This is a genomic window from Marinobacter sp. Arc7-DN-1, from assembly GCF_003441595.1.
Taxonomy (GTDB): domain Bacteria; phylum Pseudomonadota; class Gammaproteobacteria; order Pseudomonadales; family Oleiphilaceae; genus Marinobacter; species Marinobacter metalliresistant.
Genome location: NZ_CP031848.1, coordinates 3,398,889 through 3,424,977 on the forward strand (window position 1 = coordinate 3,398,889; position 26,089 = coordinate 3,424,977).

Annotated in this window: 21 protein-coding genes and 1 riboswitch; of the genes, 11 read left to right on the plus strand and 10 right to left on the minus strand. The window is 58.6% G+C overall.

The genetic code is table 11. From position 1 onward, the window contains the following. Positions 1–47 precede the first annotated feature (47 nt). The 3 genes from D0851_RS16010 to D0851_RS16020 are packed head-to-tail and all read right to left on the minus strand — an operon-like array spanning position 48 to position 4,377. Entirely contained in the window at positions 48–2,060 is a 2,013-nt protein-coding gene (locus D0851_RS16010) for an O-antigen ligase family protein (RefSeq protein WP_117619518.1), read from the minus strand. Beyond that, entirely contained in the window at positions 2,054–2,959 is a 906-nt protein-coding gene (locus tag D0851_RS16015; RefSeq protein WP_117619519.1) for a lysophospholipid acyltransferase family protein, read from the minus strand. The genes D0851_RS16010 and D0851_RS16015 overlap by 7 nt, the downstream gene beginning before the upstream one ends. Further along, positions 2,956–4,377 (minus strand): mannose-1-phosphate guanylyltransferase/mannose-6-phosphate isomerase, encoded by a 1,422-nt coding sequence (locus D0851_RS16020; protein WP_117619520.1) that lies wholly within the window; start codon positions 4,375–4,377, stop codon positions 2,956–2,958. The genes D0851_RS16015 and D0851_RS16020 overlap by 4 nt, the downstream gene beginning before the upstream one ends. 132 nt (positions 4,378–4,509) lie before the next feature. Here D0851_RS16020 and D0851_RS16025 point away from each other — a divergent pair, with 132 nt between their 5' ends. Beyond that, positions 4,510–5,313 (plus strand): glycosyltransferase family 2 protein, encoded by an 804-nt coding sequence (locus D0851_RS16025; protein ID WP_117619521.1) that lies wholly within the window; start codon positions 4,510–4,512, stop codon positions 5,311–5,313. A gap of 7 nt (positions 5,314–5,320) precedes the next feature. Here D0851_RS16025 and D0851_RS16030 read toward each other — a convergent pair whose 3' ends face one another. From D0851_RS16030 to lpxL, 4 genes are read right to left on the minus strand one after another with little or no spacing between them, the layout of a single operon-like run. Then, the gene (locus D0851_RS16030; protein ID WP_117619522.1) at positions 5,321–6,376 is read right to left on the minus strand and encodes a glycosyltransferase; all 1,056 of its coding nucleotides are present in this window, start codon (positions 6,374–6,376) and stop codon (positions 5,321–5,323) included. Beyond that, positions 6,373–7,488 (minus strand): glycosyltransferase family 4 protein, encoded by a 1,116-nt coding sequence (locus tag D0851_RS16035; RefSeq protein WP_117619523.1) that lies wholly within the window; start codon positions 7,486–7,488, stop codon positions 6,373–6,375. The genes D0851_RS16030 and D0851_RS16035 overlap by 4 nt, the downstream gene beginning before the upstream one ends. Beyond that, on the minus strand, positions 7,485–8,474 hold the full coding sequence (locus D0851_RS16040; RefSeq protein ID WP_117619524.1) for a mitochondrial fission ELM1 family protein: 990 nt from the start codon (positions 8,472–8,474) through the stop codon (positions 7,485–7,487). Before D0851_RS16040 ends, D0851_RS16035 begins: the two co-directional genes overlap by 4 nt. A gap of 51 nt (positions 8,475–8,525) precedes the next feature. Then, a complete protein-coding gene (gene lpxL / locus D0851_RS16045; protein WP_117619525.1) occupies positions 8,526–9,473 on the minus strand; it encodes an LpxL/LpxP family Kdo(2)-lipid IV(A) lauroyl/palmitoleoyl acyltransferase in 948 nt (315 codons plus the stop codon). A 121-nt stretch (positions 9,474–9,594) separates the two neighbouring features. Between lpxL and waaA the strand changes: the two genes are divergently transcribed. Further along, positions 9,595–10,848 (plus strand): lipid IV(A) 3-deoxy-D-manno-octulosonic acid transferase, encoded by a 1,254-nt coding sequence (waaA, locus tag D0851_RS16050; RefSeq protein WP_117619526.1) that lies wholly within the window; start codon positions 9,595–9,597, stop codon positions 10,846–10,848. 49 nt (positions 10,849–10,897) lie between these two features. On the opposite strand, the gene D0851_RS16055 is transcribed toward waaA, so the two are convergent. Beyond that, positions 10,898–12,301 carry a TolC family outer membrane protein gene (locus D0851_RS16055; protein ID WP_117619527.1) on the minus strand — a complete coding sequence of 468 codons (1,404 nt, stop codon included), beginning with the start codon at positions 12,299–12,301 and terminating at the stop codon, positions 10,898–10,900. 175 nt (positions 12,302–12,476) lie between these two features. Beyond that, positions 12,477–12,590, plus strand: a riboswitch (TPP riboswitch). Between the two features lie 77 nt (positions 12,591–12,667). On the opposite strand from D0851_RS16055, the gene thiC reads away from it, so the two are divergent. The 4 genes from thiC (at position 12,668) to cpdA (ending at position 17,005) form a co-directional block, all read left to right on the plus strand. Further along, complete coding sequence (gene thiC, locus D0851_RS16060) at positions 12,668–14,545, plus strand: phosphomethylpyrimidine synthase ThiC (protein WP_117619528.1); 1,878 nt, start codon at positions 12,668–12,670, stop codon at positions 14,543–14,545. Between the two features lie 345 nt (positions 14,546–14,890). Beyond that, positions 14,891–15,508, plus strand: a complete 618-nt coding sequence (locus D0851_RS16065) for an NUDIX domain-containing protein (protein ID WP_117619529.1) — start codon at positions 14,891–14,893, stop codon at positions 15,506–15,508. After that, positions 15,508–15,993, plus strand: a complete 486-nt coding sequence (locus D0851_RS16070) for a DUF1249 domain-containing protein (RefSeq protein ID WP_117619530.1) — start codon at positions 15,508–15,510, stop codon at positions 15,991–15,993. The genes D0851_RS16065 and D0851_RS16070 overlap by 1 nt, the downstream gene beginning before the upstream one ends. 205 nt (positions 15,994–16,198) lie before the next feature. After that, positions 16,199–17,005, plus strand: coding sequence for a 3',5'-cyclic-AMP phosphodiesterase (gene cpdA, locus D0851_RS16075; protein WP_117619531.1), 807 nt, complete (start codon positions 16,199–16,201; stop codon positions 17,003–17,005). Here cpdA and metE read toward each other — a convergent pair. Continuing rightward, positions 16,999–19,278 carry a 5-methyltetrahydropteroyltriglutamate--homocysteine S-methyltransferase gene (metE, locus tag D0851_RS16080; RefSeq protein ID WP_117619532.1) on the minus strand — a complete coding sequence of 760 codons (2,280 nt, stop codon included), beginning with the start codon at positions 19,276–19,278 and terminating at the stop codon, positions 16,999–17,001. The two genes, cpdA and metE, sit on opposite strands and share 7 nt — an antisense overlap. A gap of 120 nt (positions 19,279–19,398) precedes the next feature. Between metE and D0851_RS16085 the strand changes: the two genes are divergently transcribed. The 3 genes from D0851_RS16085 to D0851_RS16095 all read left to right on the plus strand — a co-directional run bounded on the left by D0851_RS16085 (position 19,399) and on the right by D0851_RS16095 (position 22,213). Then, positions 19,399–20,289, plus strand: a complete 891-nt coding sequence (locus tag D0851_RS16085; protein ID WP_117620437.1) for a LysR family transcriptional regulator — start codon at positions 19,399–19,401, stop codon at positions 20,287–20,289. Positions 20,290–20,335: 46 nt separating this feature from the next. After that, a complete protein-coding gene (gene gcvH / locus D0851_RS16090) occupies positions 20,336–20,728 on the plus strand; it encodes a glycine cleavage system protein GcvH (protein WP_117619533.1) in 393 nt (130 codons plus the stop codon). Between the two features lie 288 nt (positions 20,729–21,016). Next, positions 21,017–22,213 (plus strand): class I SAM-dependent rRNA methyltransferase, encoded by a 1,197-nt coding sequence (locus tag D0851_RS16095; protein WP_117619534.1) that lies wholly within the window; start codon positions 21,017–21,019, stop codon positions 22,211–22,213. Positions 22,214–22,296: 83 nt separating this feature from the next. Here D0851_RS16095 and D0851_RS16100 read toward each other — a convergent pair whose 3' ends face one another. Continuing rightward, positions 22,297–22,953 (minus strand): HAD family hydrolase, encoded by a 657-nt coding sequence (locus D0851_RS16100; protein WP_117619535.1) that lies wholly within the window; start codon positions 22,951–22,953, stop codon positions 22,297–22,299. 173 nt (positions 22,954–23,126) lie between these two features. Between D0851_RS16100 and D0851_RS16105 the strand changes: the two genes are divergently transcribed. Beyond that, positions 23,127–23,657 carry an RNA pyrophosphohydrolase gene (locus D0851_RS16105; RefSeq protein WP_117619536.1) on the plus strand — a complete coding sequence of 177 codons (531 nt, stop codon included), beginning with the start codon at positions 23,127–23,129 and terminating at the stop codon, positions 23,655–23,657. A 15-nt stretch (positions 23,658–23,672) separates the two neighbouring features. Continuing rightward, positions 23,673–25,979 (plus strand): phosphoenolpyruvate--protein phosphotransferase, encoded by a 2,307-nt coding sequence (gene ptsP / locus D0851_RS16110; RefSeq protein WP_117619537.1) that lies wholly within the window; start codon positions 23,673–23,675, stop codon positions 25,977–25,979. Positions 25,980–26,089: the final 110 nt, after the last annotated feature.

Sequence of the window (26,089 nt, forward strand, 5' to 3'; positions counted from 1 at the left end):
TCGTTAATATCAAAACAACAAGATGGCACCTGAGATAAAATGTGATGTTACTCATGGAAGGTGTCAGATTGAGATCTGTCGAGTGTCCACAGCCCCGCATACTTATTAAAGGTAACCTGAGCGTACGTCACAGCGGTAAGATAACCCACAGCACCGTCCAGAAAACCGAACCGGATAAAATAAACCTGTACAAAAGTCATTAGCCCTCTTAGCGTCGGGTAGATCATGGTCCGGGTTTTCTTGCCCCTCCGATGCTTTTCCATCGCGCCTAGCCAGGCATATTTGGCACTCTTCTCCAGGGAGTGCCCGAAATCCCGGTGGGTGTAATGGGTCAGGCGACCACGGAGGGTTTTGATCTTCCGGCCGGCTGGAATCAGTATCCGCTCGTGGACCAGCGCGTCGGAGAAGCTCACACCTTGTCGGCGAAACAGTCTAAGGGGGGCCCGGCCACTGCGCCCGAAATCAAGGCGGCTGCCATAGATGGTGACCGCCCAGGGGAGCTTGTAAGCATCTGCATCCGGGTCTGACAAGTGGTGGTTGATTTCCCTGGCAAGCTCCGGTGTGATGCGTTCATCCGCATCCAGAGACAATACCCATTCACCCGTGGCTTTCTCGAGTGCTCGCTGTTTCTGGACCCCGAACCCCGGCCAGTCTGTCACCTCCACGACATCGGCCAATCCCCTGGCAATCTCTACGGTTCTGTCGGTGCTGCCGCTATCCAGGACAATAATCTCGTCGGCAACCAGTCGTGCCGATGTCAGGCAGTCGGCAATATGGTCTTCTTCGTTTTTAGTGATGACCGTCGCAGAGACCTTGCGAGCCCTGTTGCGAACGTAGGACCCACTCAGTTCCGTAAACATTGCAGAGGCCAGGGAGGCAACCGCGAGGAGGTAGAAGGTCACAAACAGGCTCCGGTTGAAGGTGGCTTCGGTCAATCCGAAGAAAAAGTATCCGGCACAGACCATGGTGCCGGCCGTTGCCAGGTGCGCGGTAGGAATATGACGGCTGAACAGGTGGCGCGCAAAAATGGCGAGTGGGATGAAAATGAGCAGCGCCCAGCTGAGGATGCCCGGGATGCCGCTGGTTGCAGCAACATTCAGCAAATCATTGTGGGCGTGGCCGGTACAGCAGTCGATAAAGTGCTTTGGCAGATTCCCGGCCTCAACCTCCGATTCAATCCGATGGGTGAAGCCGCCCAGGCCGGCCCCGGTCCAGGGGCTTTCCCGGAACATGTTCCAGGCTTGCGCCCAGACTTCCAGGCGTATCTCCATCCCTGTATCCAGCCCCCCATCATGAAGCAGGCCTTCCAGTGAGTGGGACATGCGGTCACTGATTACGATTGCGCCAGTGACGAGCAGGGGAATTGCGACCAGGCCGGCGATGCGCAGGCGTTTACCAAAGAGCGGGACAAGCGCGGCCAGGAGAAACGGTAGTGCTACCAGGTTACTGCGGGTTTCCGAAAGCATGGAAATCACGATGGCAGCTGTTCCGGCCAGGAAGAGCAGCGTTGCTACGCCCCTGCGGTTGTCGCGGGTGAAGAATAGGGCGGCAACAATCGTCAGCATACCGCCGAGGAGGGCGAGATTGCCAAAGCTGATGGGGTTGATGCCGCCGCCGAAGCGAGAATTCAGGACCTGTTCAAAGGTACCCTGCCGGGCGGCGACGGTGACCAGGAAAACCCCGATGATGGACACCGCTATCAGGCCGATGGCGACAAATGTGGTTCGGGCTCCAATCCGGGCATAGCTCATGGCTACGATCAAGGGCCAGAACAGAATAAACCGGGCGTGTGTGCCAAATGTTTTGCCGCCCTCATAATCGAAGCCTTCCAAGGCCCACGAGAGAAAGCTTACCAAAACAAAGAACCAGAACGCGAAATGCAGCAGTCGAAGCTCTTTGGGCTTGTCCCAGCCAGTTTTGTCTAGCGATTTCCGAACACTGAGCGCAATCCCGGCGATAGCAAGCAAGAGGGTGGCACCGGCCAGAATGCTTGACGACAGGAGTGCGCCCCCCAGCCCGATCATCAGCAGTGCATGGAACGACAGTCTCGGGCTCAGCATACGCGATCCGGGTTGTAGGGGTTGATCTCTCCCGGTGGCCGATGACGCATCCGTTTGTACTCCCATTGATACTGTTCAGGAATTTCCCGGACGCACTGTTCAATGGCGTGATTCATGGCGGTCGTCGCGACAACCGGATCACTGTCACCGAGGCCAGGCCCGGTTTCCCGGACCACGATGCGAAAGCCCTCAGCATCGGGCAGACGTTCGGCGTAGGTGATCAGAACATTGGCTCCGGTCCGTTGAATGAGCCTGGAGACGAGCGTCATGGTCTTTACTTCCATGCCAAAGAAGGGTGCAAAGGCATTACCTTTGCCCCGGGGTGACTGGTCCGGCAGGATGCCGGCAACGCCACCTTCCCGCAGGATGGAGGCCAGTCGGGCCAGCCCGCGCCGGTCGCCCCGTACGAGCTCGGAACCGACGCGCCCCCGGACCTTGATCATGTAGTCTTCTAATTCGGGCATATTGGGAGGGCTGTAAAGTGCCGCCATTTTGTAGCGTGAGGAAAAAAAGAGGCCGGCCAGTTCCCAGTTTCCGAGATGGGGCGCGAGCAGGATCAGCCCCCTGTTGCCGGCCATGGCCTGGTCAATCAGTTCCAGGCCTTCGGTTTCCCGGATCAGGCCAAGGCATTTCTCCACCGGCCATTCCCACATCAGAGGAACTTCCAGCATGGTCATGCCGGTCTGGGCCAGGGATGCTTTTGACATGGCTGCGCGCTCGGGCCCGGAGAACTCGGGCAGGCAGATCGAGAGGTTGATGTCGGTCACCTGGCGTGACTGGGTTGGCAGCCTCCACACCAGGTAGCCAACGAATCGGCCAGCCCGCTGGGCGCCGGCAAGAGAAAGCCAGCCGGCAATCCTGAGCAGACCGGCGATTACGAAATACTTGAACTTGCTCATTTTCGGCCGTACCGGTCCTCGTACCTTACGATGTCATCTTCGCCCAGATAAGAGCCAGACTGCACCTCAATCAGCTCCAGATCGATGACCCCAGGATTTTCAAGGGAATGTACTTGCCCAACGGGGATGAAGGTAGACTGATTTTCCGTGACCAGATAGGTTTTTTCGCCATTGGTGACGCGGGCTGTACCGCTGACCACAATCCAGTGTTCGGCGCGATGGTGATGCATTTGCACCGACAGTTTGGCTCCGGGTTTCACCGTAATCCGTTTGACCTGATACCGGGCACCGTTATCGATGGAGTCATAAACCCCCCAGGGCCGGTAGACTTCCCGATGGTTCATGTGTTCGTGTCGGCCATCATTTTTTATCTGCTCAACGACCGTTTTCACGTCCTGAACGCTGTCTTTGTGGGCCACCAGCAGCGCGTCCTTGGTTTCAATGACAACCAGGTTGTCCACGCCAACGGTCGCCACCAGACGGCTGTCTGCGCGCACGAGGGTGTTGGACGTTTGGTGGGTAATCACATCCCCGGTCAGACTGTTGCCGTTCGGGTCTTTGTCGCTGACGGCCCAAAGCGCCGACCATGACCCGATATCGCTCCAGCCGGCATCCAGGGCAACCACGGCGGCCTTGCCGGTCTTCTCCATCACCGCGTAGTCAACGGATTCGGAGGGGCATTCGGCAAAGCGCTGGGCATTGACCCGGGTAAAGTGCAGGTCATCGGCAGTATCGGCGATGGCGGCGCGGCAGGCGGTGAGGATATCGGGACGGTATGCTTCGAGTTCTTCAAGATACCGGCGGGCACCGAACAGGAACATGCCGCTGTTCCAGAGGTATTCTCCGGAATCGAGGTAGCTGTTCGCGGTTGCCTGGTCCGGTTTTTCGACAAATTTGTCAACCGCATAGCTGTCCGGGCCCAGTTCGGTGCCTCGGTGTATGTAGCCATAACCGGTTTCCGGATGGTGGGGGACAATGCCGAAGGTAACCAGTTTACCTTCCCGGGCCAGGGGGATGGCCTTTTTGACGCCCTCCTGAAAGGCTGTGACGTCCTTGATCAGATGATCAGCCGCCAGTACCAGCATCAGGGGATCATCGGCGCCGTTTTCCACGGATTCAGACAACTGGAGGGCGGCCAGTGCAATAGCCGGGGCGGTATTGCGTCCGCACGGCTCAAGAATAATGCGGGTATCTTCGTGGCCGGATTGGCGCATCTGTTCTGCCGCCAGAAACCGGTGCTCTTCGTTGCAGATCAGAAGCGGGTTCGCTGCGCCCATGCCCTCAAGCCGCGCCACGGTGGCCTGCAGCATCGACAGGGGGCCGTTGGTCAGTTTCAGGAACTGTTTCGGGTTCAGCTGCCGGGACATCGGCCAGAGCCTTGAGCCGGTGCCGCCAGCCATAATGACGGGGTGAATCATCTGTACACTCCGGGCTTGAGTTGGAGAATGCCAAAAAAACCGCATAAATCAGGCGCGTCATCTTACCATAAGGCATCCATGATATTGTTCTGACCAAACCGTAAACTGATTACCAAGCCACCAGGAATTGTGATGAAGCTACCGTTATCCGTTTATTACATCACCCAGGACGAAGAACTGCGGCTGCCGGAGTCGCTGGCAAAGGTTGCCGGCTGGGTGGATGAGATCATCGTAGTCGATTCCGGGAGTACTGACCGAACCCGTGAAATTGCAGAAGCCGCCGGCGCCCGGTTTGTTCACAATGACTGGCAGGGATTTGCCTGCCAGAAGGCCTTTGCCGCCAGTTTGTGCCGGAACGACTGGGTGCTGGACCTGGATGCGGATGAAGTGCTTTCTGGCGAGCTGGTGAGCAATATCAAGGGCTTGTTTTCAAAGCCTGTGGATGCTGACATCGCGGGCTTCAGAATGCGCTGGGTACTCTCCCAGCCGGACCCCAGGCATCCATTCCGGCACGACAAATCAAAAAAGATCCTGAGGCTCTACAACCGAAACAAAGCCGTTATCGAGGCGGAAAAAGACAGCAACAATGACCGGCCACAGGTAAAACATGGTCGCGTACTGGATCTGAAAGGCGATGTCCTGCATCGCACCCTGATTTCGCTGGAGCAGATGGAGCGCAAGTACTGTCAGTTGTCGACAGAGCAGGCCCGCTTTCTGGCAGAAAAGGGAAGGAAAATTTCGAGCCCCCGGCTTTTTGCCGAGTTCCCTTTGAAGTTTCTGAAATATTACCTGGTACACCGGCAAATACTGAATGGCTGGTTTGGCCTTAGCGTGGCAATCACGGCCGCCAACCGGAATTTCATGCGGCTGGCCAAGGCCAGGGAATTGCAGATGCTGGCGGCCCTTGAGAAAGGTGGTAGGCAGAAGCAGCCCTGACGTTTTCTCAGCTTCCGGAATGCCTGGCCGTTGCCGAGAGGTACAGGGTTTCGGTCTGAGCCACCATGGCCTCCAGGGTCAGCGTTTCCCGGGCAAAGGCCATTGCCGGTTGTTCAGCCTGGTTCAGGGCATCCAGGTCGGCTAACGATCTGGATAGCAGGTCCGCGAGATCCTGATCGCTGTGCCCCGGACTGAGAGCTGTGGCGGGAAGAATATCCCGGGGCCCGGATACCGGCGTTGACACAACCGGACAGCCATGCAGCAGCGACTCTACCAGCACATAGGGAAAACCCTCCCGTTCCGAGCTGATTACCGCCAGTTGTGCCTGCCTGTAAACCGGTGCCAGGTTTTGGCGGAACCCCGCCAGGGCGATCTGTTGTTCCAGTCCTGATTGGCGGATGAGGCCTTCAAGCGGCTTCCGCTCGCTGCCCTCACCAAAAATGGTCAGTTGGCAGCCTTCTGCAGACTTGCCTAGCATCGACCAGGCCCGGATGAGGACGTCAAAGCCTTTTACGGGCTCCAGTCGCCCGACGGCAATGACATTGATATTGCCTTTTGGCAGGGCTGGTCCGTCGTCCCGATTCTTCAGTTGCCTGGTGATGTCGATACCGTTGTAGATCAGGTGCTTTTGGGGGTGCTGCAGAGCCCTGAAAATCTGTGGGCTGACCGCAATAACCCGGTCAAGACGATCAAAGGCCTTGTGGCTGGATTTGGTGCCATGAACCGTGCCCACCCGCACGCGTGCCAGTTTTCCGGTTTTGCCGGCAAGTTGCGCGGCCTTGTTGCCCTGGGCGTGAAGAATATCCGGCGACAATCGGCGCAGGCATCGGCGAAGGGCCAGTTGCAGCCACAGGTTACGGCGCCCCAGATGGACGGGTAGCGGATGAAATCCGACATTGGCCGGAAATTTGTCACGGTAAGCCCGGTGGCCAAGGACATGGACCCTGTGGCCGCGGTCGGCCAGAGCTCCCGCCAGATCGGCCGTGTGTTGCTCCATGCCGCCCCAGGTTGTGCCGGGCGTTGCGAGGAGAAATGCGATGGTTAATCGTCTGGACGGATTCATGTTCGGTAGGCGGGCTGCTTTAGTATTTTCTCGTAAACCTGCAACGTCGCCTCTGTTTGCGCCTCAAGACGGAACCGGTAGGGAATCTCGATCGCCGGCGGTTCGGAATCCAAAAGCCGGGATACGGTCTGGGCGAAGTCCCCGATATTGTCCGGTGGCACCAGTCCTTCCCTGAAGCAGGCTTGCAAGGTTTCCGCTGCGCCGCCCCGGTTATAGGCGACGACGGGCGTTCCGGAAGCCAGAGCCTCGGTCACTGTCCTGCCAAAGGGCTCGGGTTTGGTGCTCATGTGGCAGACCACATCCGCAAGCAGATACAGGTTGGTCATGTCATTGCGCTGGCCAAGGAAGCTGACCTTGTCGGCCAGGTCCAGACGGGCGCGTTCTTTCTCCAGCTCTTCCAGGAAATGCTCCTTGCCGGGTTCGGCGCCGCCCACGATGATGCCATGGCAATCCGGCCGTTCACGCACCAGCTGTGCCATCATGGTCAGGAAATCCAGCTGGCCTTTCCAGCGTGAGATGCGACCGGGCATCATGATGATTTTCTGGTCGACTAGCTGGGGGTATTGCCGGAACCAGCGGTCCAGCCATTGTGAAGTGAGCTCCCGCTGGCGGAAGGCATCCACATCCACACCTCGCTGGATGACCGTCAGTTTTTCTTCCGGCACGGGATAGTTATTCAGAACATAGTCCTGCACGCACCGGGAAACGGCGATTATGTGGTCAGCACGGGTCATGATGGCGCTGTAGGGATTGACCGAGTACATGCCATGAAAGGTGGACACAACCGCGGGGCGCTTGTGGGCCGGAATGCTTTTCAGGGCCAGAAAAATGATCCAGGCCGGCATGCGGGAGCGGACATGCACAATATCCGGTTTCAACGCCAGCAGCAGTTTTCGCATGGGCAGAATCTGCCCGAAAGACGCTGGGGTCTTCCGGTGTATGGGCATGAATATGTGTTTCGAGCCCTGGCCGCGGAGCTGCTCGGCCATGGGGCCGCCTTTTGAGACCACAAACGATTCATGGCCACGTTTGACGAGGTCCGCGGCGAACTCCACGGTTCCTCTTTCCACCCCACCGCTGTAAAGCGCCGGCAGTGCCTGGAGAATTTTCAACGCTTGGTCCCCTTGAGCTGGCGTTGGTTGGCTTTGTGATTCTGTGGCAGAAGTCCCTGTTCCAGTACCCAGCGGGCGGCACGATTGGCTTCCCAGAGGGCGTGATCATGGCTGACATTGCCGGCCATAACGCTGGCATGGTCGCGCCACTGGCCAATGTAACCCTCCCGGACCAGCCGGTCTACGCCCCCGGCCACCCGGCTGCCGGGCCTGGCCGATAACTCGAAGATCCCGGTCGGAACACCCGAAGTTGCCGCTTCGCACACCATCGACATACTGTCCGGTGTCACCCAGACTGCCCGTGAGGCAGAAAGCTGATGGTTGAGCCAGTCCGCATGAGTCTGCTGCGGGTGAACGACGGTAGTCCGCAGCCCGGCGAGTTCATCGAGTCGGTCCTGAAGTGCTTCCGGGGTTCGCCGGGAACTGCTGATGGTCCATCGCCAGTCCGGATATTGCCCGATCAGATGAGACACCTGCCCGAGGATGACATCATCCTCCCAGTCAAAATGAGGTGAAGGGCCGCCAACCAGCAAAAGCGCTTCCCGCTTTCCGGTGATTTTTGCCAGAGGCGTTATGGTATTCACAACACCCTCGGTAATGAATATCCGGGAATCGGGCTGGACACGGTCATGGGCTGGAATCAGGGCACCGCTGACCAGTGATAGCGGGAAGCCGGGCTTCATGATGACCAGTGTTCTGGTTCCCCTGAGTTTCCGCAGGGAAAGTAATAGCCGGTGCGTGCCGGACCCGGCTGCGATCACAAGATCGGGGTGGGGCAGTGCCGGTTCCATGCGTGGCGCAATGGCCAGCAGGGTTCGCCAGATCGGGACCTTTATTGCGGAGGCGTCGACCCAGTACAGGCTTGCTCCGGCGAGCACGCGAAGTCGATTACCAAGACCTTTCAGCTGGTTCCGGTGGCCCGGTTTGTTGTCGGTCAGAAGCCACACCACCGGTGCGGCTGAGTCCTGTTCACTGGGCTTCGGCATGGTTGTCAGGCACTGAATGCCCACCTCCTTGTTGCCCCGGGGTTATAGGGTTCAGCGGCGGCCATAAAAGCCGGGATCGTCCGGGTCCGGACGAGTCTTGAAGCGCCGGTGCATCCACAGGTACTGATCCGGTGCGCGCCGGACTTCTCTTTCGATAGTCTGGTTGATCAATGTTGCATCCTGGAGGTCATCCCCGCTGGGAAAGTCCTCCAGAGCCGGGTGGAAATAGATGTCGTACCCGGGGCCGTCTTCCCGGCGGAAGTGACTGAAAGGCACTACCTTGCACCCACTGCGTTCGGCAATGCGTGAGGTTGCGGTAATCGTGCCGGCAGGGACACCAAAAAATGGCGCGAATACGATGTCCTTGCGACCGTAATCCTGGTCCGTGGCGTACCAAACCGCGCGGTTTTTCTTCAGGCTGCGGAACAGGCCCCGAAGGTCCCTGGCGCTCAGAGCCTGGCCATACCGGCGCTCACGGGCGCGGGTCATAACGGCGTTCATCAGCGGGTTATTGTGATCGCGCTGCATCACGTCGGCCTCGATGAATTCCGTTACCAGGCTGCCACCCAGATCCAACGTGCTGTAGTGGCCGCCGAGCAGCAGAATGCCCCTGCCTTCGGACAGGGCCTTTTCAAAATGCTCCAGGCCATGAACCCGGGTAATGCCCGTCAGCCTGGCCGGGTTGCGGAACCAGGCAATGCCCAGCTCCAGCAAGCCGATGCCATTGGCGATAAAGGCTTTGCGCACAAGGGCGGACTGCTGGGCAGTGGTGAGCTCCGGAAAGCACAGCCGGATGTTAACCCCGGCAATGTGGCGGCGGCTGCGCGCGAGGCGGAGTGCCAGCAGTCCGGCGACCTTGCCAAGCCACCACTGGACGCGGATCGGCAGCCGGGAAACAGACCACATCACCACGATGCCCAGCCAGGTAGGCCACCACCGGGGATGAAGGTATGCGGAGTAGTTGGTGTTTCGCGGTAGTTTGCGGTATTTCCTGTTCACGTAAAGCGGTTCCTGCCAGGCCGTGTCCTGATCGTCCTAACCCCACCGGGTGGCCGATCAATCGGAAGCAAATCAATGGGTTTTGCGCTATGATAGCGCACTGTTTTGCCCGGAGTCCTGTGTGCTGCAATTTATCTATTCCCAGCTGATAAGGCTGCTTCTGCCGTTTATTCTGCTGCGTCTGTGGTGGCACGGCCGGCGCGCGCCGGAGCTGCGACGAAACTGGCACCAGCGCCTCGGGCTGGTGCCGGCGGCCTCCGGATCCGTGGTCTGGGTGCACGCGGTCTCGGTGGGCGAAACCATTGCCGCAGCCCCGATGGTCCGGCGCCTGTTGGCACGGAACCCCGACATCACCATCCTGATGACCGCCATGACCGATACCGGGCTGGCCCAGGCACGCAAGATGTTTGGTGATCAGGTGCAGTATGCCTACGCGCCCTATGATACGCCGGGTGCCATCCGGCGGTTTCTGGACCGGGTCAAGCCCCGGATACTGGTTATTATGGAAACTGAAATCTGGCCGAACATGATTCGTCAGTGCCGGGCTCGTCGGGTTCCGGTGTTTCTGATCAACGCCCGCCTCTCCGAGCGCTCTGCGCGCGGGTATGAGCGCATCCGGGGCCTTGTGGCACCTATCATGCAGAGCATCAGCTGGGTCGCCGCCCAGGCAGAGAAGGATGCCGACCGGTTCCGGAGAATCGGTGTTTCGCCATCGAAGGTGGCCGTCACGGGGAGCGTCAAGTTCGATGTTGATATTCCGGATGAGGTGCGGGCAGCGTCCATTGCCCTCAGGCAGAGCCTGGCCGGCCGGCCGGTCTGGATTGCCGGTAGCACCCATGGCGGCGAGGATGAGCAGCTGTTGCTGGCACATCTCAGGGTATTGGAAAAACATCCAGACGCCCTGCTGATTCTGGTTCCGAGGCACCCGGATCGCTTTGAGTCGGTGGCCGAAAAAGCTGTCCGGAAGGGGCTCACGCTCGCCCGCCGGTCACTGGGGGACGATCCCAGCAAGGCGCGGGTCTATCTCGGGGATACCATGGGCGAGTTGATGATGTTGTATGGCGCCAGTGATCTGGCCTTTGTCGGTGGATCGTTGATTGAGCGCGGCGGGCATAATCCCCTGGAGCCTGCTGGCTGGGGTATTCCTGTGTTTTCAGGGTCCTACATCTTCAATTTTGAAACCATCTACCAGCGGCTGCTGGATGACAAGGGGGTCAAGCTGGTCGCCGATGCGGATGAGCTGGCGACTCACGTGTCATTGCTGTTCGGTGATGACGAAGAACGCCAGGCCATCGGCCGCCGGGCCCTGGAGGTGGTCAATAAAAACCGGGGAGCCCTGGATAAGGTGGTCGACGGGATCATTGAGCGAGTCTGAGACCAGGCTGGACGCAAAGGCGGGTGAACCGATTCACCCGCCTTTGCGGTTATTGGGTAGGATCGTCCAGCGTTTCTTCCTCGTTTGCCAGCGCCTCGATCCCGGGGGCAGCGGCGCTCAGCCAGTTGTTCAGGTCGATCAGATCCCGAGGGGTCAGGATTCCGGCGGCCTGTTTGAGCTGAAGCGAGTTGATCACATAATCGTAGCGGGCGTTGGCGTAGTCCCTCAGGGCTACGTAATAGGCCCGTTCCGCATCCAACACTTCCACAATATTTCGCGTTCCAACCTCATAGCCGGCGCGGGTGGCGTCGAGGGCGCTGCGGCGGGAGATGATGGTCTGTTCCAGGGCGGAAGCGGTCTCTATATTGTTGTTGACCGTCAGGAACAGGCTCCGGGTATTCACCCGTACGTCCCGGCGCACCGTATTCAGGTCCTGTTCGGCGGCGGTGACCAGCGAACGCTGTTCCCGGGCGCCGGCCTGGGTGCCGCCGCCCGTGTAGAGCGGGATGGTCAGTGACAGTGAGGCAACGGACTGGCTGCCCTCCTGCTGGGTAAAAAGGGCGTTCTCCAGACTGGTTTCCTGGTAGGAGGCGCTCAGCTCAAGGGTTGGCAAATGACCGGACTTTGCCGCTTTCAGGCTGGCTTCGCTGGCATTGAGTTGCCTCAGGGCCGCCTGAATAGACCAGTTTTGCTCCACCGCGGTTGCTTCCCACGAAGTCGGATCCATGGGCTCCGGGCGCCCGAGCGGAAAATTCTGCCTGAGATTTTCCATGGCGTCCGGATATTCTCCGGTTAACCGGGCCAGTTGTTCCCTGGCCACATTCAGGTCGTTGTCGGCGGCGATGCGCTGGCTCCTGGCATCGTCGTAGCTGGCACGCGCTTCATAGACTTCGGTGACGGCAATGAGCCCCACGTCAAACCGTTCCCGGGCCTGTTCGTACTGGCGCTGGATGGCCGTCTCAGTCGCTTTTGCGGTTGTGACGGTGTCCCTGGCGCGCAGGACATCGAAGTAGGCGGTTGCCACATCCAGAATCAGTTGTTGCTGGGCCAGGTTGTACTGGGCCTCGGCCGCCTCGGTCTGGAACTGGCTGGCTTCGTAGCTGAACCAGTCTTGAGCCCGGAACAGTGGCTGAGTCAGCTCGACGCCGTAGCGGTAGGTTCGATAACTGTCTCCCGAGAAGAGTTGCCGCGTCAGCTCATCGGCGTTTGCCCCCCCGGGTATATTCCTGGGCTCGAAACTTGTGTAGCTTGCTGACCCAACCGCCGAGATTTTGGGCAGCAGGGCGCTCTTGCTGACATCGCTGGTTGCCTGCTGCGCCTGGAACTGCGCCAGGGACGAGGCAATGCCGGAGTCATAGGACAGTGCCTTTTCATAGGTTTCCATCAGATCCAGAGAGAACGCAGGCTGGGCTGCGAGCAGGCTGATCAATCCTGGAAGTAAACGCTTATTCATTGCTTCTCCTGACAAACTATCTCCGGGTATCCCTGATCTGGATAGGGGGTTCGGAAGGCCTGTATTCAAGGTATGGGCCGGTGCCGACGGTGACCCAAAGGTATTGGTTGCTCATTATGGACAATAAACGCCTCCGCCTCTACACTTGCAGAGTTCACTCATTTTGTGAGCAGTTCGCGTCTTGACGGGGTGCTGATACACCGAAAACCGGTGGTTGGCTGAGATTGCAGTGCGGAACCCGCAACCTGATCCGGATAATACCGGCGTAGGGATTAAGACCATTCAAAACGTGCTGGTTCCAGCCTCTTCCGTACCGGAAGGCCCGTCATACGCGACCCGACAACCCTATAACACCGGGAGCAGACCATGACGGACTTGCCAGCCTATCTCAGTGAATCCGCGGCGGCGGATTCCGCCGCCATCAAACCATTATCAGGCTCACGAAAAGTATACGTGCAGGGTAGCCGATCCGATCTGCGGGTACCTATGCGGGAAATTACCGTGCAGGACACGCCCACGGAGATGGGCGGCGAGCCGAACCCTCCGGTGGTTGTGTACGATACGTCCGGCCCGTACACAGATCCTGAAGCTGCTATTGATCTTCGTAAAGGCCTCAAACCAGTCCGCGCCGCCTGGATCGCCGAACGCGGTGATGTGGAACAGCTTCCGGACTATTCTTCCGGGTTCACCCGCCGCCGTATGAAAGACCCCCAGCTTGACCCGCTGAGGTTCATGGACGAGCGAAAACCGCTACGGGCCAAACCTGGCCAAAACGTTTCCCAGATGCACTACGCCCGGCAGGGTATCGTGACCCCGGAGATGGAGTACATCGCCATCCGTGAAAACATGAAGCTGCAGGAGGCCCGGGAACAGGGTCTGCTGAAAGACCAGCATCCCGGACAGTCCTTCGGTGCGGGCCTGCCGGACCAGATTACCCCCGAATTCGTCCGGGACGAAGTGGCTCGCGGCCGCGCCATCATCCCCGCGAACATCAATCACCCGGAATCCGAGCCGATGATCATTGGCCGTAACTTTCTGGTGAAGATTAACGGCAACATTGGCAACTCAGCGGTCAGCTCCTCCATTGAGGAAGAAGTCGAGAAACTGACCTGGGGCATCCGCTGGGGCGCCGATACCATCATGGACCTGTCTACCGGCAAGAACATCCACGAGACCCGGGAATGGATCATCCGCAACTCCCCGGTACCCATCGGCACCGTTCCGATCTATCAGGCACTGGAGAAGGTCGGTGGTGTCGCCGAAGACCTGACCTGGGAAATCTTCCGGGACACCCTGATTGAACAGGCCGAGCAGGGCGTGGATTACTTCACCATCCATGCCGGCGTTCGCCTGCACCACGTGCCGCTCACCGCCAAGCGCACCACCGGCATCGTTTCCCGGGGCGGTTCGATCATGGCCAAGTGGTGTCTCGCTCACCACAAGGAAAGCTTCCTGTACGAGCATTTCGAAGACATCTGCGAAATCATGAAAGTCTACGATGTCTCTTTCAGCCTCGGCGACGGCCTGCGCCCCGGCTCCATCGCCGACGCCAACGACGCAGCCCAGTTCGGCGAACTGGAAACCCTGGGTGAGCTGACCAAAATTGCCTGGAAACACGACGTCCAGTGCATGATCGAAGGCCCCGGCCACGTGCCCATGCATCTGGTAAAAGAGAACATGGACAAGCAACTGGAATGCTGCGACGAAGCCCCGTTCTACACCCTCGGCCCGCTGATCACCGACATCGCCCCGGGCTATGATCACATTACCTCCGGCATCGGCGCGGCGATGATCGGGTGGTATGGCTGCGCCATGCTCTGCTATGTGACCCCCAAAGAGCACCTGGGCCTGCCCAACAAGGACGACGTAAAAACCGGCATCATCACCTACAAGATCGCCGCCCACGCCGCCGACCTGGCCAAGGGCCACCCGGGCGCCCAGATCCGCGACAACGCCCTCTCCAAGGCCCGTTTCGAGTTCCGCTGGGAAGACCAGTTCAACCTCGGCCTGGACCCGGACACGGCCCGCGCCTACCACGACGAAACCCTGCCGAAGGAATCCGCCAAGGTGGCCCACTTCTGCTCCATGTGCGGCCCGAAGTTCTGCTCCATGCAGATCTCCCAGGAGGTTCGGGATTACGCGAAGGAGCATGGCCTCGATGAGGTATCCGCAGTGGATGCGGGCATGCAGGAGAAATCCCGGGAGTTCGTGGAGTCTGGGAGCAAGCTCTACGACAAGGTCTAAAGCCGTACTTTGAGTTTTCCTGGTGGCTCTGTCTGGGCGTGAGTAATTCGTATGAGTGGTTTTGCCTGTAATTAAAGACATCATATTCAAAGTTTGGTTTGGAGGGTCTTATAGGCGAAAGCACATTGTCCGATAGGGTGTGTCGGGACCGGGTTCCCAAAACTGTGCGGAGCCATGGATGGCGGAGCTCAAGCGTCACATGGACGTGCCGTAAGGAGCGTGTTTTGGGAACCCGGTCCCGACACACCCTCCCCCGAAAACAACAAGCTGGGGCCGGAGCTAGAGCTTGAAGTAAGACCCAAGTAAAGGCTATCGTTCAAAGTCGATTCAACAACCGGATGAAAGATGACCAAACCGTTCCAGTTTAAAGCCAGCGACGTCAAAGTCGAAAAACGCGAAACCGTCTTCCAGGGCTTCTTCCGTATGGACAAGCTCTGGCTGACACACCCGCGTTTTGATGGCGGGGACATGCCCGTGTTTACCCGGGAACTCTTTATCCGGGGCGATGCCACCTGCGTGCTGCCCTACGACGCTGAACGGGATGAAGTCGTACTCCTTGAACAGTTTCGCCTCGGCGCCTTGGGCCGCACGCAATCGCCCTGGTTGCTGGAACTGGTCGCCGGCATGAACGAAGATGGCGAAAGCCCGGAAGAGGTTGCCCGGCGGGAAGGGCAGGAAGAGGCCGGGCTTACTTTTCAGCGGCTCGACAAGATCTGCGATTACCTGGTTTCTCCCGGTGGCAGCACCGAGATGATCCACCTTTACTGTGGCCGCATCAGCACGGAAGATGCAGGCGGTCTTTATGGCATGGAACACGAACACGAGGATATTCGCGCCCACGTCGTTTCCTCGGAAGATGCCATAGCGATGATCCACGATGGCCGCATCAACAATGCTGCCGCCATTATTGCCCTCCAGTGGCTTGAACTGAATCGGGCCCGTTTGAGGAGAGGGTGGCAGTAATGGGTGAGTGGACCATGAAACCCAAGCGGTATGTTCCGGACCTGCGTCAGCTCGGTGCCCTGTGTGATGGCAACTACCGGAGACTGCAGAAGCTGCGTCAGCTGGAAGTGGACGGTAAGCCCGTGTGCGAGTTTGAGTTGCACCGGGAGAATCATTACCTCGGGCGTGTCCGTATCCAGGTGCTGCAGACTGCAAGGTTTACCGAAACCCTGCTGCTTGAGCAGGTGCACAACCCGGGGCGCTGGCTCAATAATCCGCAAATGACCGTCCGGGTCTACCACGATGCTTCCATGGCCGAGGTCATCAGCTGTTACCGGGATCGCCAGATTGCCCCTGTGAATGACTACCCCAACCGTTTTATGCACCACCCGGACGAGAAGGTCCAGGTCAACGGCTTTCTGGCCGACTGGCTGGATTATTGTCTGCGGTTTGGCCACCTTCCCATGGAACATGCCGCCTGGTCTGCCGGTGAAGGCGTCGACTGAAACGACGTTTTAAAGGGCGGCAGGCAGTACTAAAGTGGTGTGGCCATGGCCCCCTGATGTGCCATAGTTGTCAAAAATTGCAATATATCGTCCGAGCCTGGCCAGAATGTGACTCCAGTTCGATTCGCGAGTGATAAATCCGCAAACTGACGTCGTACACTTGTGTCCAGACCAAGTGTTGCGCAGCGAGTAGATCCAGAACGCCATGACCATTAAGGAAGAAACCCGGCCGCTCCGGGTATTGCAACTGACCGATCCGCACCTGATGGCGCGTGCCGACGGGGACCTGCTGGGCGTTAAGACCCGCGAAAGCCTGCAGGCAGTCATTGCAGAAGTGCTGAAGGTACACGGCCAGCCTGACCTGATACTGGCCACCGGGGATCTGGCCCAGGATGGTTCGGTGGACGCCTATCGCGTGTTTGGAGAGAGCCTTGAGGTGTTTTCCTGCCCCTCCACGTGGATTGCGGGCAATCACGACCGTATCGAAAACCTGGAAAGAGTTGCCGCAGAGTTCGATGCGAACCAGCGCCATGTGATCCAGGGCGGGTGGCAGTTCGTGATGCTGGACTCCTCCGTGCCCGGCAAGGTCTTTGGTGCCCTGGCCGATTCGGAGCTGGAGTTCCTGGCCCAAGCCCTGGAGCAGCATCCGGATCTGCCAGCCGTCGTTGCATTGCACCACCATCCCGTAGACATCGGATCTGACTGGATGGAAAAGATTGGCCTCACCAACCGGGATGCCTTCTGGCGGGTTGTGGACCGGTTCCCTCAGGTAAAAATTGTGTTGTGGGGACATATCCATCAGGAACACGAACGCGAGCGCCATGGTGTGCAGCTGATGGCCACGCCGTCTACCTGCATTCAGTTCACCTCCGGTTCCAGCAAGTTCGCCGTTGAGGACTTGCCACCTGGCTACCGCTGGTTTGAGTTCCATGACACCGGGGACTTCATGACGGAAGTCCGCCGGGCCACAGATTTCCAGTTCGAGCTGGATCAGAACAGCACCGGTTACTGAATCCGCTCTCGCAGCTCACGGGCTGCAGCCACCATGTTCTTGAGCGCCGGAATGACTTCCTCCCATTGACGGGTCTTCAGGCCGCAGTCCGGGTTAACCCATAGCCGCTCCGCTGGTATCTGCTCTGCAGCCTTCACCATAAGCGACTTGATCTGCTCGCTGTCCGGTATGTTGGGGGAGTGAATGTCGTAGACGCCGGGGCCGATGTCGTTCGGATACCGGAAGCCCCGGAATGCATCGAGCAGCTCCATGTCCGAACGGGATGTTTCGATGGTGATGACATCTGCGTCCATGCGAGCGATGGCTTCGATTATGTCGTTGAATTCCGAGTAACACATGTGAGTATGGATTTGGGTTTCATCTCGAACGCCGTTGGCGGCAATCCGAAATGCCTCTATCGCCCAGTCCAGGTAGTCGCTCCAGTCTGATTTCCGCAGCGGAAGGCCTTCCCTCAGGGCCGCCTCATCAATCTGGATAATGCCAACGCCGGCGGCTTCCAGATCAAGCACTTCCTCCCGAATCGCCAGCGCCAGCTGCAGGCAGGTATCCCTGCGGGGCTGGTCGTCCCGTACGAAGGACCAGTTAAGAATCGTCACGGGACCGGTCAGCATGCCCTTTACAGGTTTTTCGGTCAGTGACTGGGCGTAGCGAGTCCACTCCAGGGTCATGGCTCTCGGGCGGGAAATGTCGCCGAACAGAATGGGCGGTTTCACGCAACGGGAGCCGTAAGACTGGACCCAGCCGAACTGGCTGAAGGCATAACCCTCAAGCTGTTCGCCGAAGTATTCAACCATGTCATTGCGCTCCGCCTCGCCATGCACCAGAACATCCAGGCCCAGTATTTCCTGCTCGTCAATGCAACGGCTTACTTCCTCACGAATCCGTTGCCTGTAGGCGGCTTCTGTCAGTGTGCCCTTACGGAATTGCAGGCGAGCCTGGCGGATGTCCCGTGTCTGGGGGAAGGACCCAATGGTCGTGGTTGGAAACAGGGGCAGGTCAAGTTTCTGTTGCTGGGCTGTGATGCGCGCTGAGTAGGGGCTTTGCCGCTGACCGAGGTCCGGCCTGATTGCCTGGATTCGGGTCTCTATCGAGGGGTTATGAACCCTTCCGGACGTTTTCCGGTTTTCCGTCGCTAGAGCGGATTCAGCCAGTTCCTTACGGACTGCGTTTCTGCCCTGATTCAGGGCGGTGGCGAGAATGGCCAACTCGTCCAGTTTCTGAAGGGCAAACGCCAGCCAGCCGCGGATTTCCGGGTCCAGCTTTTCTTCGCTGTTGAGATCTACCGGAACATGCAGCAAAGAGCAGGACGGCGCCAGCCACAGGCGATCACCCAGTTTTTCATGGACCTGCTCCAGCCAGTCCAGGGTCTTGCCGAGATCTGTTCGCCAGATATTCCGGCCGTTGATAACACCCAGGGAAAGTTGTTTGTGGGGTGGCAGCCAGTCCACCATCCGCGCTACTTCCTGTGGCGCGCTGATGGCGTCGAGGTGTAGGCCGGCAACCGGCAGTTCGCAGGCCATTTGCAGGTTTTCCCGCAACTCACCGAAGTAAGTGGTTACCAACAGCTTGAGGCGGCTGGTCTTGAGATGGTGGTAGGCCAGGCTGAAGGCGTGGCGCCAGTCTGCATCAAGATCGGCGACCAAGGCGGGCTCGTCCACCTGAACCCAGTCGATTCCATGATTCGACATCAGATCCAGAAGTTCCGAGTACACAGGCAAAAGGGAGTCCAGCAGGGTCAGCCGGTCACTGTCGTCTTTGGATTTTCCCAGCCAGAGATAGGTCACCGGGCCGATAATCACCGGTTTAGGAATCAGCCCCTGGGCCCTGGCTTCGTTGATCTGTTCAATCAGCCGGTCGGCATTGAGCTGGAAACGGGTGTCCTGCTGGAATTCCGGCACGATGTAGTGATAGTTGGTGTCGAACCACTTGGTCATTTCTCCTGCCTGCACGCCACAGCAGGACGGCTCCTGCCCGGAGCGGCCCCGGGCTACCCGGAAATACTGATCGAGCGCGCTGCCTCCGGTCTCGCTCACCCGTTCGGGCAGGTTGCCCAGGGTAAAGCTCATATCCAGAACCTGATCGTAAAACGAGAAATCGCCCACCGGAACCCGGTCCAGCTTCCGCTGGCTATGCCAGTGCTTTCGGCGCAGGTCAGTACCTGTGATCTGCAGTTCTTCTTCGGTGATTTGCCCTTTCCAGAAGGCTTCCTGGGCAAATTTCAGCTCCCGGCGGGCGCCAATGCGCGGGAAGCCGAGATTGTGTGTGGTCACCATGGTGTTGTCCTTTGTTCAATCGTGTTGTTTGCAGGAGGGGTCAGGTTATCGCCCTTGCGAGATGAAAAATAATGGTAAAATTTCAGGTATCAATGAATTTAGCTCATGTTTGGAGGCGGAATGATTGAGCGTGGCCATCTGGAAATTCTCAGGGCGGTGGATCAGCAGGGGTCCCTGACGGCGGCCGCCGAGCGGCTACACCTGACCCAGTCTGCTCTGAGCCATTCGGTCCGAAAGCTGGAGCGACAGCTTGGTACGGACATTTGGGTGCGGGAGGGGCGGCAGCTGCGGCTGACCCAGTCAGGTGAGTATTTACTTGCCCTGGCCAACAGGCTATTGCCGCAGATTGAGCACGCCGAGATGCTGATTGGTCAGTTTGCCAAGGGTCAGCGGGGAACCCTCCGCATCGGGATGGAATGCCACCCCTGTTATCAGTGGCTGCTGAAAGTAGTGGGGCCCTACCTGGAGCAGTGGCCGGGGGTGGATGTGGATGTGAAACAGAAATTCCAGTTCGGCGGCATTGGCGCCCTGTTTGGCCACGATATCGACATGCTGGTAACGCCAGACCCATTGCACCGTCCTGGTCTGGTCTTTGAGCCGGTGTTTGATTACGAGCAGGTACTGGTGGTGGGGGCGGATCATCCGCTGGCTGGCAAACTCTGGGCAGAACCGGAGGATCTGGAAAACGAGACTCTGATTACCTACCCGGTAGAGATTGAGCGGCTGGATATCTACACGCGTTTTCTACTGCCGGCCCATGCCAGCCCGGCGCGGCATAAAACCATTGAAACCACGGACATCATGCTGCAGATGGTCGCAGCAGGGCGCGGTGTGGCAGCCTTGCCGCGATGGCTGGTGGAAGATTACGGGGGGCGGATCCCGGTAAGGGCTGTTCAGCTTGGTAAGACAGGTATTCCCAAACAGATCTTTCTGGGGCTTCGCGAGCGGGATCGGGAGGTGGATTATCTGAATTCGTTCATGACGTTGGCAAGAGAGGTTCGCTGGAGCTAGTGTCTTCGGTTAAACTGCGCAAAAAATTAGTTCAGGAAACCAGACTATGAGTGAGATACCCGCAGACCTGAAATACATTGAGACACACCAGTGGGTTCGCGTGTCTGACGATGGCACAGCGACGGTCGGCATTACGGATTTTGCCCAGGAGCAGTTGGGTGATGTGGTTTATATCGGCGTTCCGGATGTGGGCGCGACGGTTAACGGTGGTGAGGAAGCCGGTGTGGCGGAGTCTGTGAAGTCGGCTTCGGATGTGTTCAGTCCGGTGACCGGTGAGGTTCTCGAGGTGAATGAGAGCCTGGAGGATGAGCCGGAGAAGGTCAATGAAGACCCCTATGGCGATGGCTGGCTGTATAAAGTGAAGCTGGCGGATGCCGGTGAGCTCGATGGCCTGATGGATGCTGCGGCGTATTCCGAGCATGTGGCTGCCGAGGAGTAGCAATTTTCCTTTGGTGCATGAGCAAGCGGGCTGGGCTTCCGAAAACACGCTCCTGGCGGCCCATCCCTGGGGCGCTTGGGCTCCGCCCCTCAGCGCTAAATGCTCCTGCGTCGCGCTGAGGGTCCTGGGCAGGCCATCCGTGGCCAGCCCGTGAAGAGTTATCACTCCTCACCCATGGCTCCGCACAGTTTTCGAAAGCCCAGCCCGCTTGCTCCCGTAGTTTGGGTGTTGTCCTCACCCGTTCATGTATAATCCTCGCCCCGAATTTTTCTCTGCCTGGTGGTCGTTATGAACTTCCCTGTCCTCTATCTACGCAAAGGCGCAGAGCGCCGTCTCCGTGCTGGCCACCTTTGGGTATACAGTAACGAGGTGGATACTCGCCGCAGTCCGCTGACGGATTTTGAGGCCGGTGCTCAGGCGGAGCTCCGGGCTTCGAATGACAAGCCGTTGGGTACGGTGTTCGTGAATCCCCATGCGCTGATATGCGGCCGGCTGATCAGTCGGGACCCTGGCCATGGGATGACGCCGCAACGGTTGACCCAGCGGATGGAAGCGGCGCTGGAGTTGCGGAATCGGCTGTTTGACAAGCCGTTTTACCGTTGGGTGTTTGGTGACAGTGACGGGCTTTCGGGGCTGGTGATTGACCGGTTTGGTTCCACCGTCGTTGTGCAGATTTCCACGGCCGGTATGGAGTTGATGAAGGAAGCGGTTGTCCGGGCTGTTCAGCGTCTGGTTCATCCGGAGGCGATCATCCTCAAGAACGATGGCAAGATGCGCAAGGTCGAGGGGCTGGAGACCTATGTGGAGCAGGCACATGGCCCGGAGGTCAGTCTGCTGCAGGTTGAGGAGAACGGCGTCCGTTTTGAGGTTCCGCTGGAGGGTGGCCAGAAAACCGGCTGGTTCTATGATCACCGGATGAATCGGCAGCGTCTTCAGGCCTATGCGCCGGGCAAGCGGGTTCTGGATGTGTTCAGTTACGTCGGTGGCTGGGGTCTTCAGGCGGCCTGTGCCGGGGCCACTCAGGTGACCTGTGTGGACAGTTCGGCCGGTGCGATTGATTCGGTTCACCACAATGCCCGGCTCAATGGTCTGGACAATGTGGAAACGATTGAAGGCGATGCCTTTGAGGCGCTCAAGGCGCTGGCGGATGAGAAGGAAAAGTACGACATCGTGGTGCTGGACCCTCCGGCACTGATTCCCCGGCGCAGGGACCAGAAGGCGGGGGAAGAGGCCTATGCGCGGTTGAACCAGCTTGGCCTGCGTTTGCTGGAGCGGGACGGGGTGCTGGTTTCGGCGTCCTGTTCGATGCATCTGTCGCAGGAGAAACTGGTAGATATCATCCGGGGCAGCGGCCGGAAGATTGACCGCTTTGTCCAGTTGCTGGAGCAGGGGCATCAGGCCCCGGACCACCCGGTAATTCCGGGCATTCCCGAGACCGATTACATCAAGTCCTGCTTTGTCCGCTCGCTTACCGGGTTCTTCTGAAGCCAGTGAAGTCGGGGTCAGATGAAAATGGGGTCAGATGAAATTTTCATCTGACCCCATTTTCATCTGACCCCAAATTTACTTCAGTTGCGCAGCGAGATAACGGGCCAGCCGCTGTCCCGGGCAAACTTCTCCAGGGTGGGATCCGGGTCGACGGCTACCGGGTTGTCCACTTTCTTCAGCAGCGGCAGGTCGTTGTGGGAGTCGCTGTAGAACCAGGCGCCTTCAAGTGTCCTGTCATGGGCTTCCAGCCAGTCGTTCAGGCGTTTGACCTTGCCATCCTGGAAGCTCGGGGTTCCCGCCACTTCGCCGGTGTAGCGGCCGTTCACCAGTTCGGGTTCGGTGGCAATAAGATGCTCAATGCCGAGGGTTTCGGCAATGGGTTCAGTCACAAAGCGGTTGGTGGCGGTAATGATCATCAGGGTGTGGCCCCGCTCCCGGTGGCTGTTCAGGAGGTCTTCCGCGCTGGCCTGCATCATGGGGCGTACTTTCTTCGCCATAAACGCCTCCCGCCAGGCCAGCAGCTCGCCCATGTTATGGCTGGCCAGGGGCTGAAGGGCAAAACCGAGGTAATGCAGGATATCCAGCTCGCCGTTCAGGTATTCCTGATAGAAGCGGTCATTGGCAAGGCGATATTCCTCGGCATCCACAATGCCTTCCTCTACCAGAAATTCACCCCAGGCATGGTCGCTGTCGCCGGCCAGAAGGGTGTTGTCCAGATCAAAAATTGCGAGCGTCAAGCTGTTACCTCCAGTGATCACAGGGCCTGCGGGAAAGCGCGAAGTCTAACACGACCTGTCCTCAACGGCTCCGTTTGCCGAACCCTTGGGATTCTGTAAGAATGAGAGCAACTTGGGCAAATCTGACCGGTGAATTTTTGTACTGGTCTACCGACTTTTAAGAGGACTGTGCCGTGATCGATTCAGACGGTTTCAGACCCAACGTCGGAATCATTCTGGCCAACCACAGGGGAGAAGTTCTCTGGGCAAGGCGAATAGGGCAGGATTCCTGGCAGTTTCCACAGGGTGGTATCAAGCATGATGAATCACCCGAGGAAGCACTGTACCGGGAGCTTGGAGAGGAAATCGGCCTGTGTGCGAACGATGTGGAAATCATCAGTTGCACCCGGGGCTGGCTGAGGTATCGACTCCCGAGGAGGATGGTACGCCACAACTCGCTTCCCGTTTGTGTGGGTCAAAAACAGAAATGGTTCCTGCTGAGGATGTTATCGCCGGATGCGCAGGTTTGCGTGGACGGCACGAATTCACCGGAGTTCGACGGCTGGCAGTGGGTAAGCTACTGGTATCCACTGGGCCAGGTAGTTTCATTCAAGCGTGAAGTGTATCGACGTGCGCTGAGAGAGCTTGCGCCGCGGCTGTTCTACAACATGGAACAGTGGCATCGGGCGGAGCAGAACCGGCGTTTAAAGGAACAACAGAAATGACGGACTGACACCGCCATGCTGAGCATTCTGCGAAGTCTAGTACAAGAGGTAAACAGCGCCCGCGATTTGCAGGAGGCGCTGGATATCATCGTATCGCGGGTGCAGAAGGCCATGGGAACGGAAGTCTGTTCCGTCTACCTGCTCGATCCCGCTACCAACCGCTATATCCTGATGGCCACCGAAGGCCTCTATCGGAAAGCAGTGGGGCAGGTGAGTCTCGCGTATTCCGAGGGCCTTGTCGGTCTGGTGGGCGCCCGTGAAGAACCCATCAACCTGGAAGATGCGCCGTCCCATCCACGCTATCGCTACTTCCCGGAAACCGGGGAGGAGCGATTCCGCTCCTTCCTGGGCGTCCCGATCATTCACCATCGCCGTGTCCTTGGCGTACTCGTTGTTCAGCAGCGGGAAAGCTCCCGGTGTTTCGACGAGGGTGAAGAAGCTTTCCTGGTAACCGTATCGGCACAGCTGGCGGGTGTTATTGCCCACAGTGAAGCGACCGGGGCTATCAGTGGTCTGTCCCTGACCGGAGAAGAGGCTCACGATGTCAGCTTCAGTGGCGTCCCCGGCGCTCCGGGTGTGGCGATCGGGAGTGGCGTTGTGGTTTACCCGTCCGCCGATCTGGATGTGGTTCCTGAAAAACCCACCGACGACATCGACCAGGAACTGGAACTGTTCCGGGCTTCGGTGAAGGCGGTCCGGGAAGATATCGAACGCGTAGCCAAACGGCTCGCCTCGCAGCTGCGCCCGGAAGAGCAGGCGTTGTTCGATGTCTACCTGAGGATGCTGGGCGACGATGCCATGCCCGGCGAGGTCGCAAACAAGATCCGGGAAGGGATCTGGGCCCAGGGTGCTCTGAAGCAGGTGGTCCAGCAGTACATCCGCCACTTCGAGATGATGGACGACCACTACCTCCAGGAACGTGCTGTTGATATCCGGGACCTGGGCCGCCGTCTGCTGTCCCATCTCCAGGAGGGTGAGCAGAAACATCTGAATTATCCGGAACGTACTGTTCTGGTGAGCGAGGAGCTTACGCCCGCCATGCTGGGTGAGGTGCCCAAGGGGCAGCTGGTAGGTCTGGTGTCGGTGAAGGGCTCCAGCAACTCACATGTGGCGATTCTTGCCCGTGCCATGGGTGTGCCCACGGTAATGGGGCTGGTGGATATTCCCGTTAACCAGCTCGATGGCAAGGACCTGATTGTTGACGGTTTTGAGGGCCAGATATTCGCGTCACCGTCTGCGGATCTTCGCTCGTATTACCAGGCGATCTGTGAGGAAGAAGATGAACTGATCCGGGGCCTGGAAGTGCTCAAGGACAAGCCCTGTGAAACCACCGATCATCACCGGGTTTCGCTGCTGGTAAACACCGGGCTGATGACCGATGTCGTTCGCTCGCTGTCCCACGGTGCCGAGGGCATTGGTCTGTACCGGACGGAAGTCCCCTTCATGGTCAAGGACCAGTTCCCCTCCGAGCAGGAGCAACGCGAATATTACCGGGAGCAGCTCGAGGCCTTTGCGCCCAGTCCGGTCACCATGCGCACGCTGGATATCGGCGGCGACAAGGCGTTGACCTACTTCCCGATCCACGAGGAAAACCCGTTCCTGGGCTGGCGCGGCATCCGGGTAACGCTGGACCATCCGGAGATTTTCCTGGTTCAGGTGCGGGCAATGCTCAAGGCCAGCGAGGGCCTGAACAACCTGCAGATCATGCTGCCGATGATTTCCAATATCTCGGAGGTGGAGGAATCCCTGCACCTGATCTACCGGGTGTATCACGAGGTCCGGGAAGAGGGCTACGAGATTCACATGCCGAAAGTCGGTGTGATGATCGAGATTCCCGCAGCGGTCTACCAGATCCGCGAGCTGGCCGACCGGGTGGATTTCCTGTCGGTGGGTTCCAACGATCTGACGCAGTACCTACTGGCGGTGGATCGCAACAACCCGAGGGTTGCCCAGCTCTATCATTCCTACCACCCGGCAGTGCTTCAGGCACTGGTCCGGATTGCCCAGGATGCCCATTCGGTCGGGAAGCCGGTGGGCATTTGCGGGGAACTGGCCGGCGATCCCGGTGGCGCGTTGCTCCTCATGGCCATGGGGTATGATTCCCTGTCCATGAACGCGGCCAGCTTACCAAAGGTCAAATCGGTCATTCGGAGTATCAGCCGGGAGTGGGCCGTCCAATTGCTGGAAGATGTATTGCTGCTGGATTCTCCGCACGTCATCAAGAGTTGTGTGGATCTGGCTCTCCGAAACGCCGGTTTTGGCCGCTACCTGAGGCCCGGCAAGTCAAGCGCCATGGCGGTTTCCGAGGCGGCCGTTTCCTGACGGCGAGCTGTTTCGGCGAATATAGGGTGTGTACTCTAAAGCGGGTTGTTACCTTGGTATCTGCAGTATCCGGTGGTTCAGAACACGGAATCGCACTTTTTGTCCGGAAA

What these genes read in the sequence shown, in the direction of transcription:
- D0851_RS16010 (WP_117619518.1), bottom strand. Translation starts at nt 2,060, where the DNA reads ATGCTGAGCCCGAGACTGTCGTTCCATGCACTGCTGATGATCGGGCTG.
- D0851_RS16015 (WP_117619519.1), bottom strand. Translation starts at nt 2,959, where the DNA reads ATGAGCAAGTTCAAGTATTTCGTAATCGCCGGTCTGCTCAGGATTGCC.
- D0851_RS16020 (WP_117619520.1), bottom strand. Translation starts at nt 4,377, where the DNA reads ATGATTCACCCCGTCATTATGGCTGGCGGCACCGGCTCAAGGCTCTGG.
- D0851_RS16025 (WP_117619521.1), top strand. Translation starts at nt 4,510, where the DNA reads ATGAAGCTACCGTTATCCGTTTATTACATCACCCAGGACGAAGAACTG.
- D0851_RS16030 (WP_117619522.1), bottom strand. Translation starts at nt 6,376, where the DNA reads ATGAATCCGTCCAGACGATTAACCATCGCATTTCTCCTCGCAACGCCC.
- D0851_RS16040 (WP_117619524.1), bottom strand. Translation starts at nt 8,474, where the DNA reads ATGCCGAAGCCCAGTGAACAGGACTCAGCCGCACCGGTGGTGTGGCTT.
- D0851_RS16055 (WP_117619527.1), bottom strand. Translation starts at nt 12,301, where the DNA reads ATGAATAAGCGTTTACTTCCAGGATTGATCAGCCTGCTCGCAGCCCAG.
- thiC (WP_117619528.1), top strand. Translation starts at nt 12,668, where the DNA reads ATGACGGACTTGCCAGCCTATCTCAGTGAATCCGCGGCGGCGGATTCC.
- D0851_RS16065 (WP_117619529.1), top strand. Translation starts at nt 14,891, where the DNA reads ATGACCAAACCGTTCCAGTTTAAAGCCAGCGACGTCAAAGTCGAAAAA.
- D0851_RS16070 (WP_117619530.1), top strand. Translation starts at nt 15,508, where the DNA reads ATGGGTGAGTGGACCATGAAACCCAAGCGGTATGTTCCGGACCTGCGT.
- cpdA (WP_117619531.1), top strand. Translation starts at nt 16,199, where the DNA reads ATGACCATTAAGGAAGAAACCCGGCCGCTCCGGGTATTGCAACTGACC.
- metE (WP_117619532.1), bottom strand. Translation starts at nt 19,278, where the DNA reads ATGGTGACCACACACAATCTCGGCTTCCCGCGCATTGGCGCCCGCCGG.
- D0851_RS16085 (WP_117620437.1), top strand. Translation starts at nt 19,399, where the DNA reads ATGATTGAGCGTGGCCATCTGGAAATTCTCAGGGCGGTGGATCAGCAG.
- gcvH (WP_117619533.1), top strand. Translation starts at nt 20,336, where the DNA reads ATGAGTGAGATACCCGCAGACCTGAAATACATTGAGACACACCAGTGG.
- D0851_RS16095 (WP_117619534.1), top strand. Translation starts at nt 21,017, where the DNA reads ATGAACTTCCCTGTCCTCTATCTACGCAAAGGCGCAGAGCGCCGTCTC.
- ptsP (WP_117619537.1), top strand. Translation starts at nt 23,673, where the DNA reads ATGCTGAGCATTCTGCGAAGTCTAGTACAAGAGGTAAACAGCGCCCGC.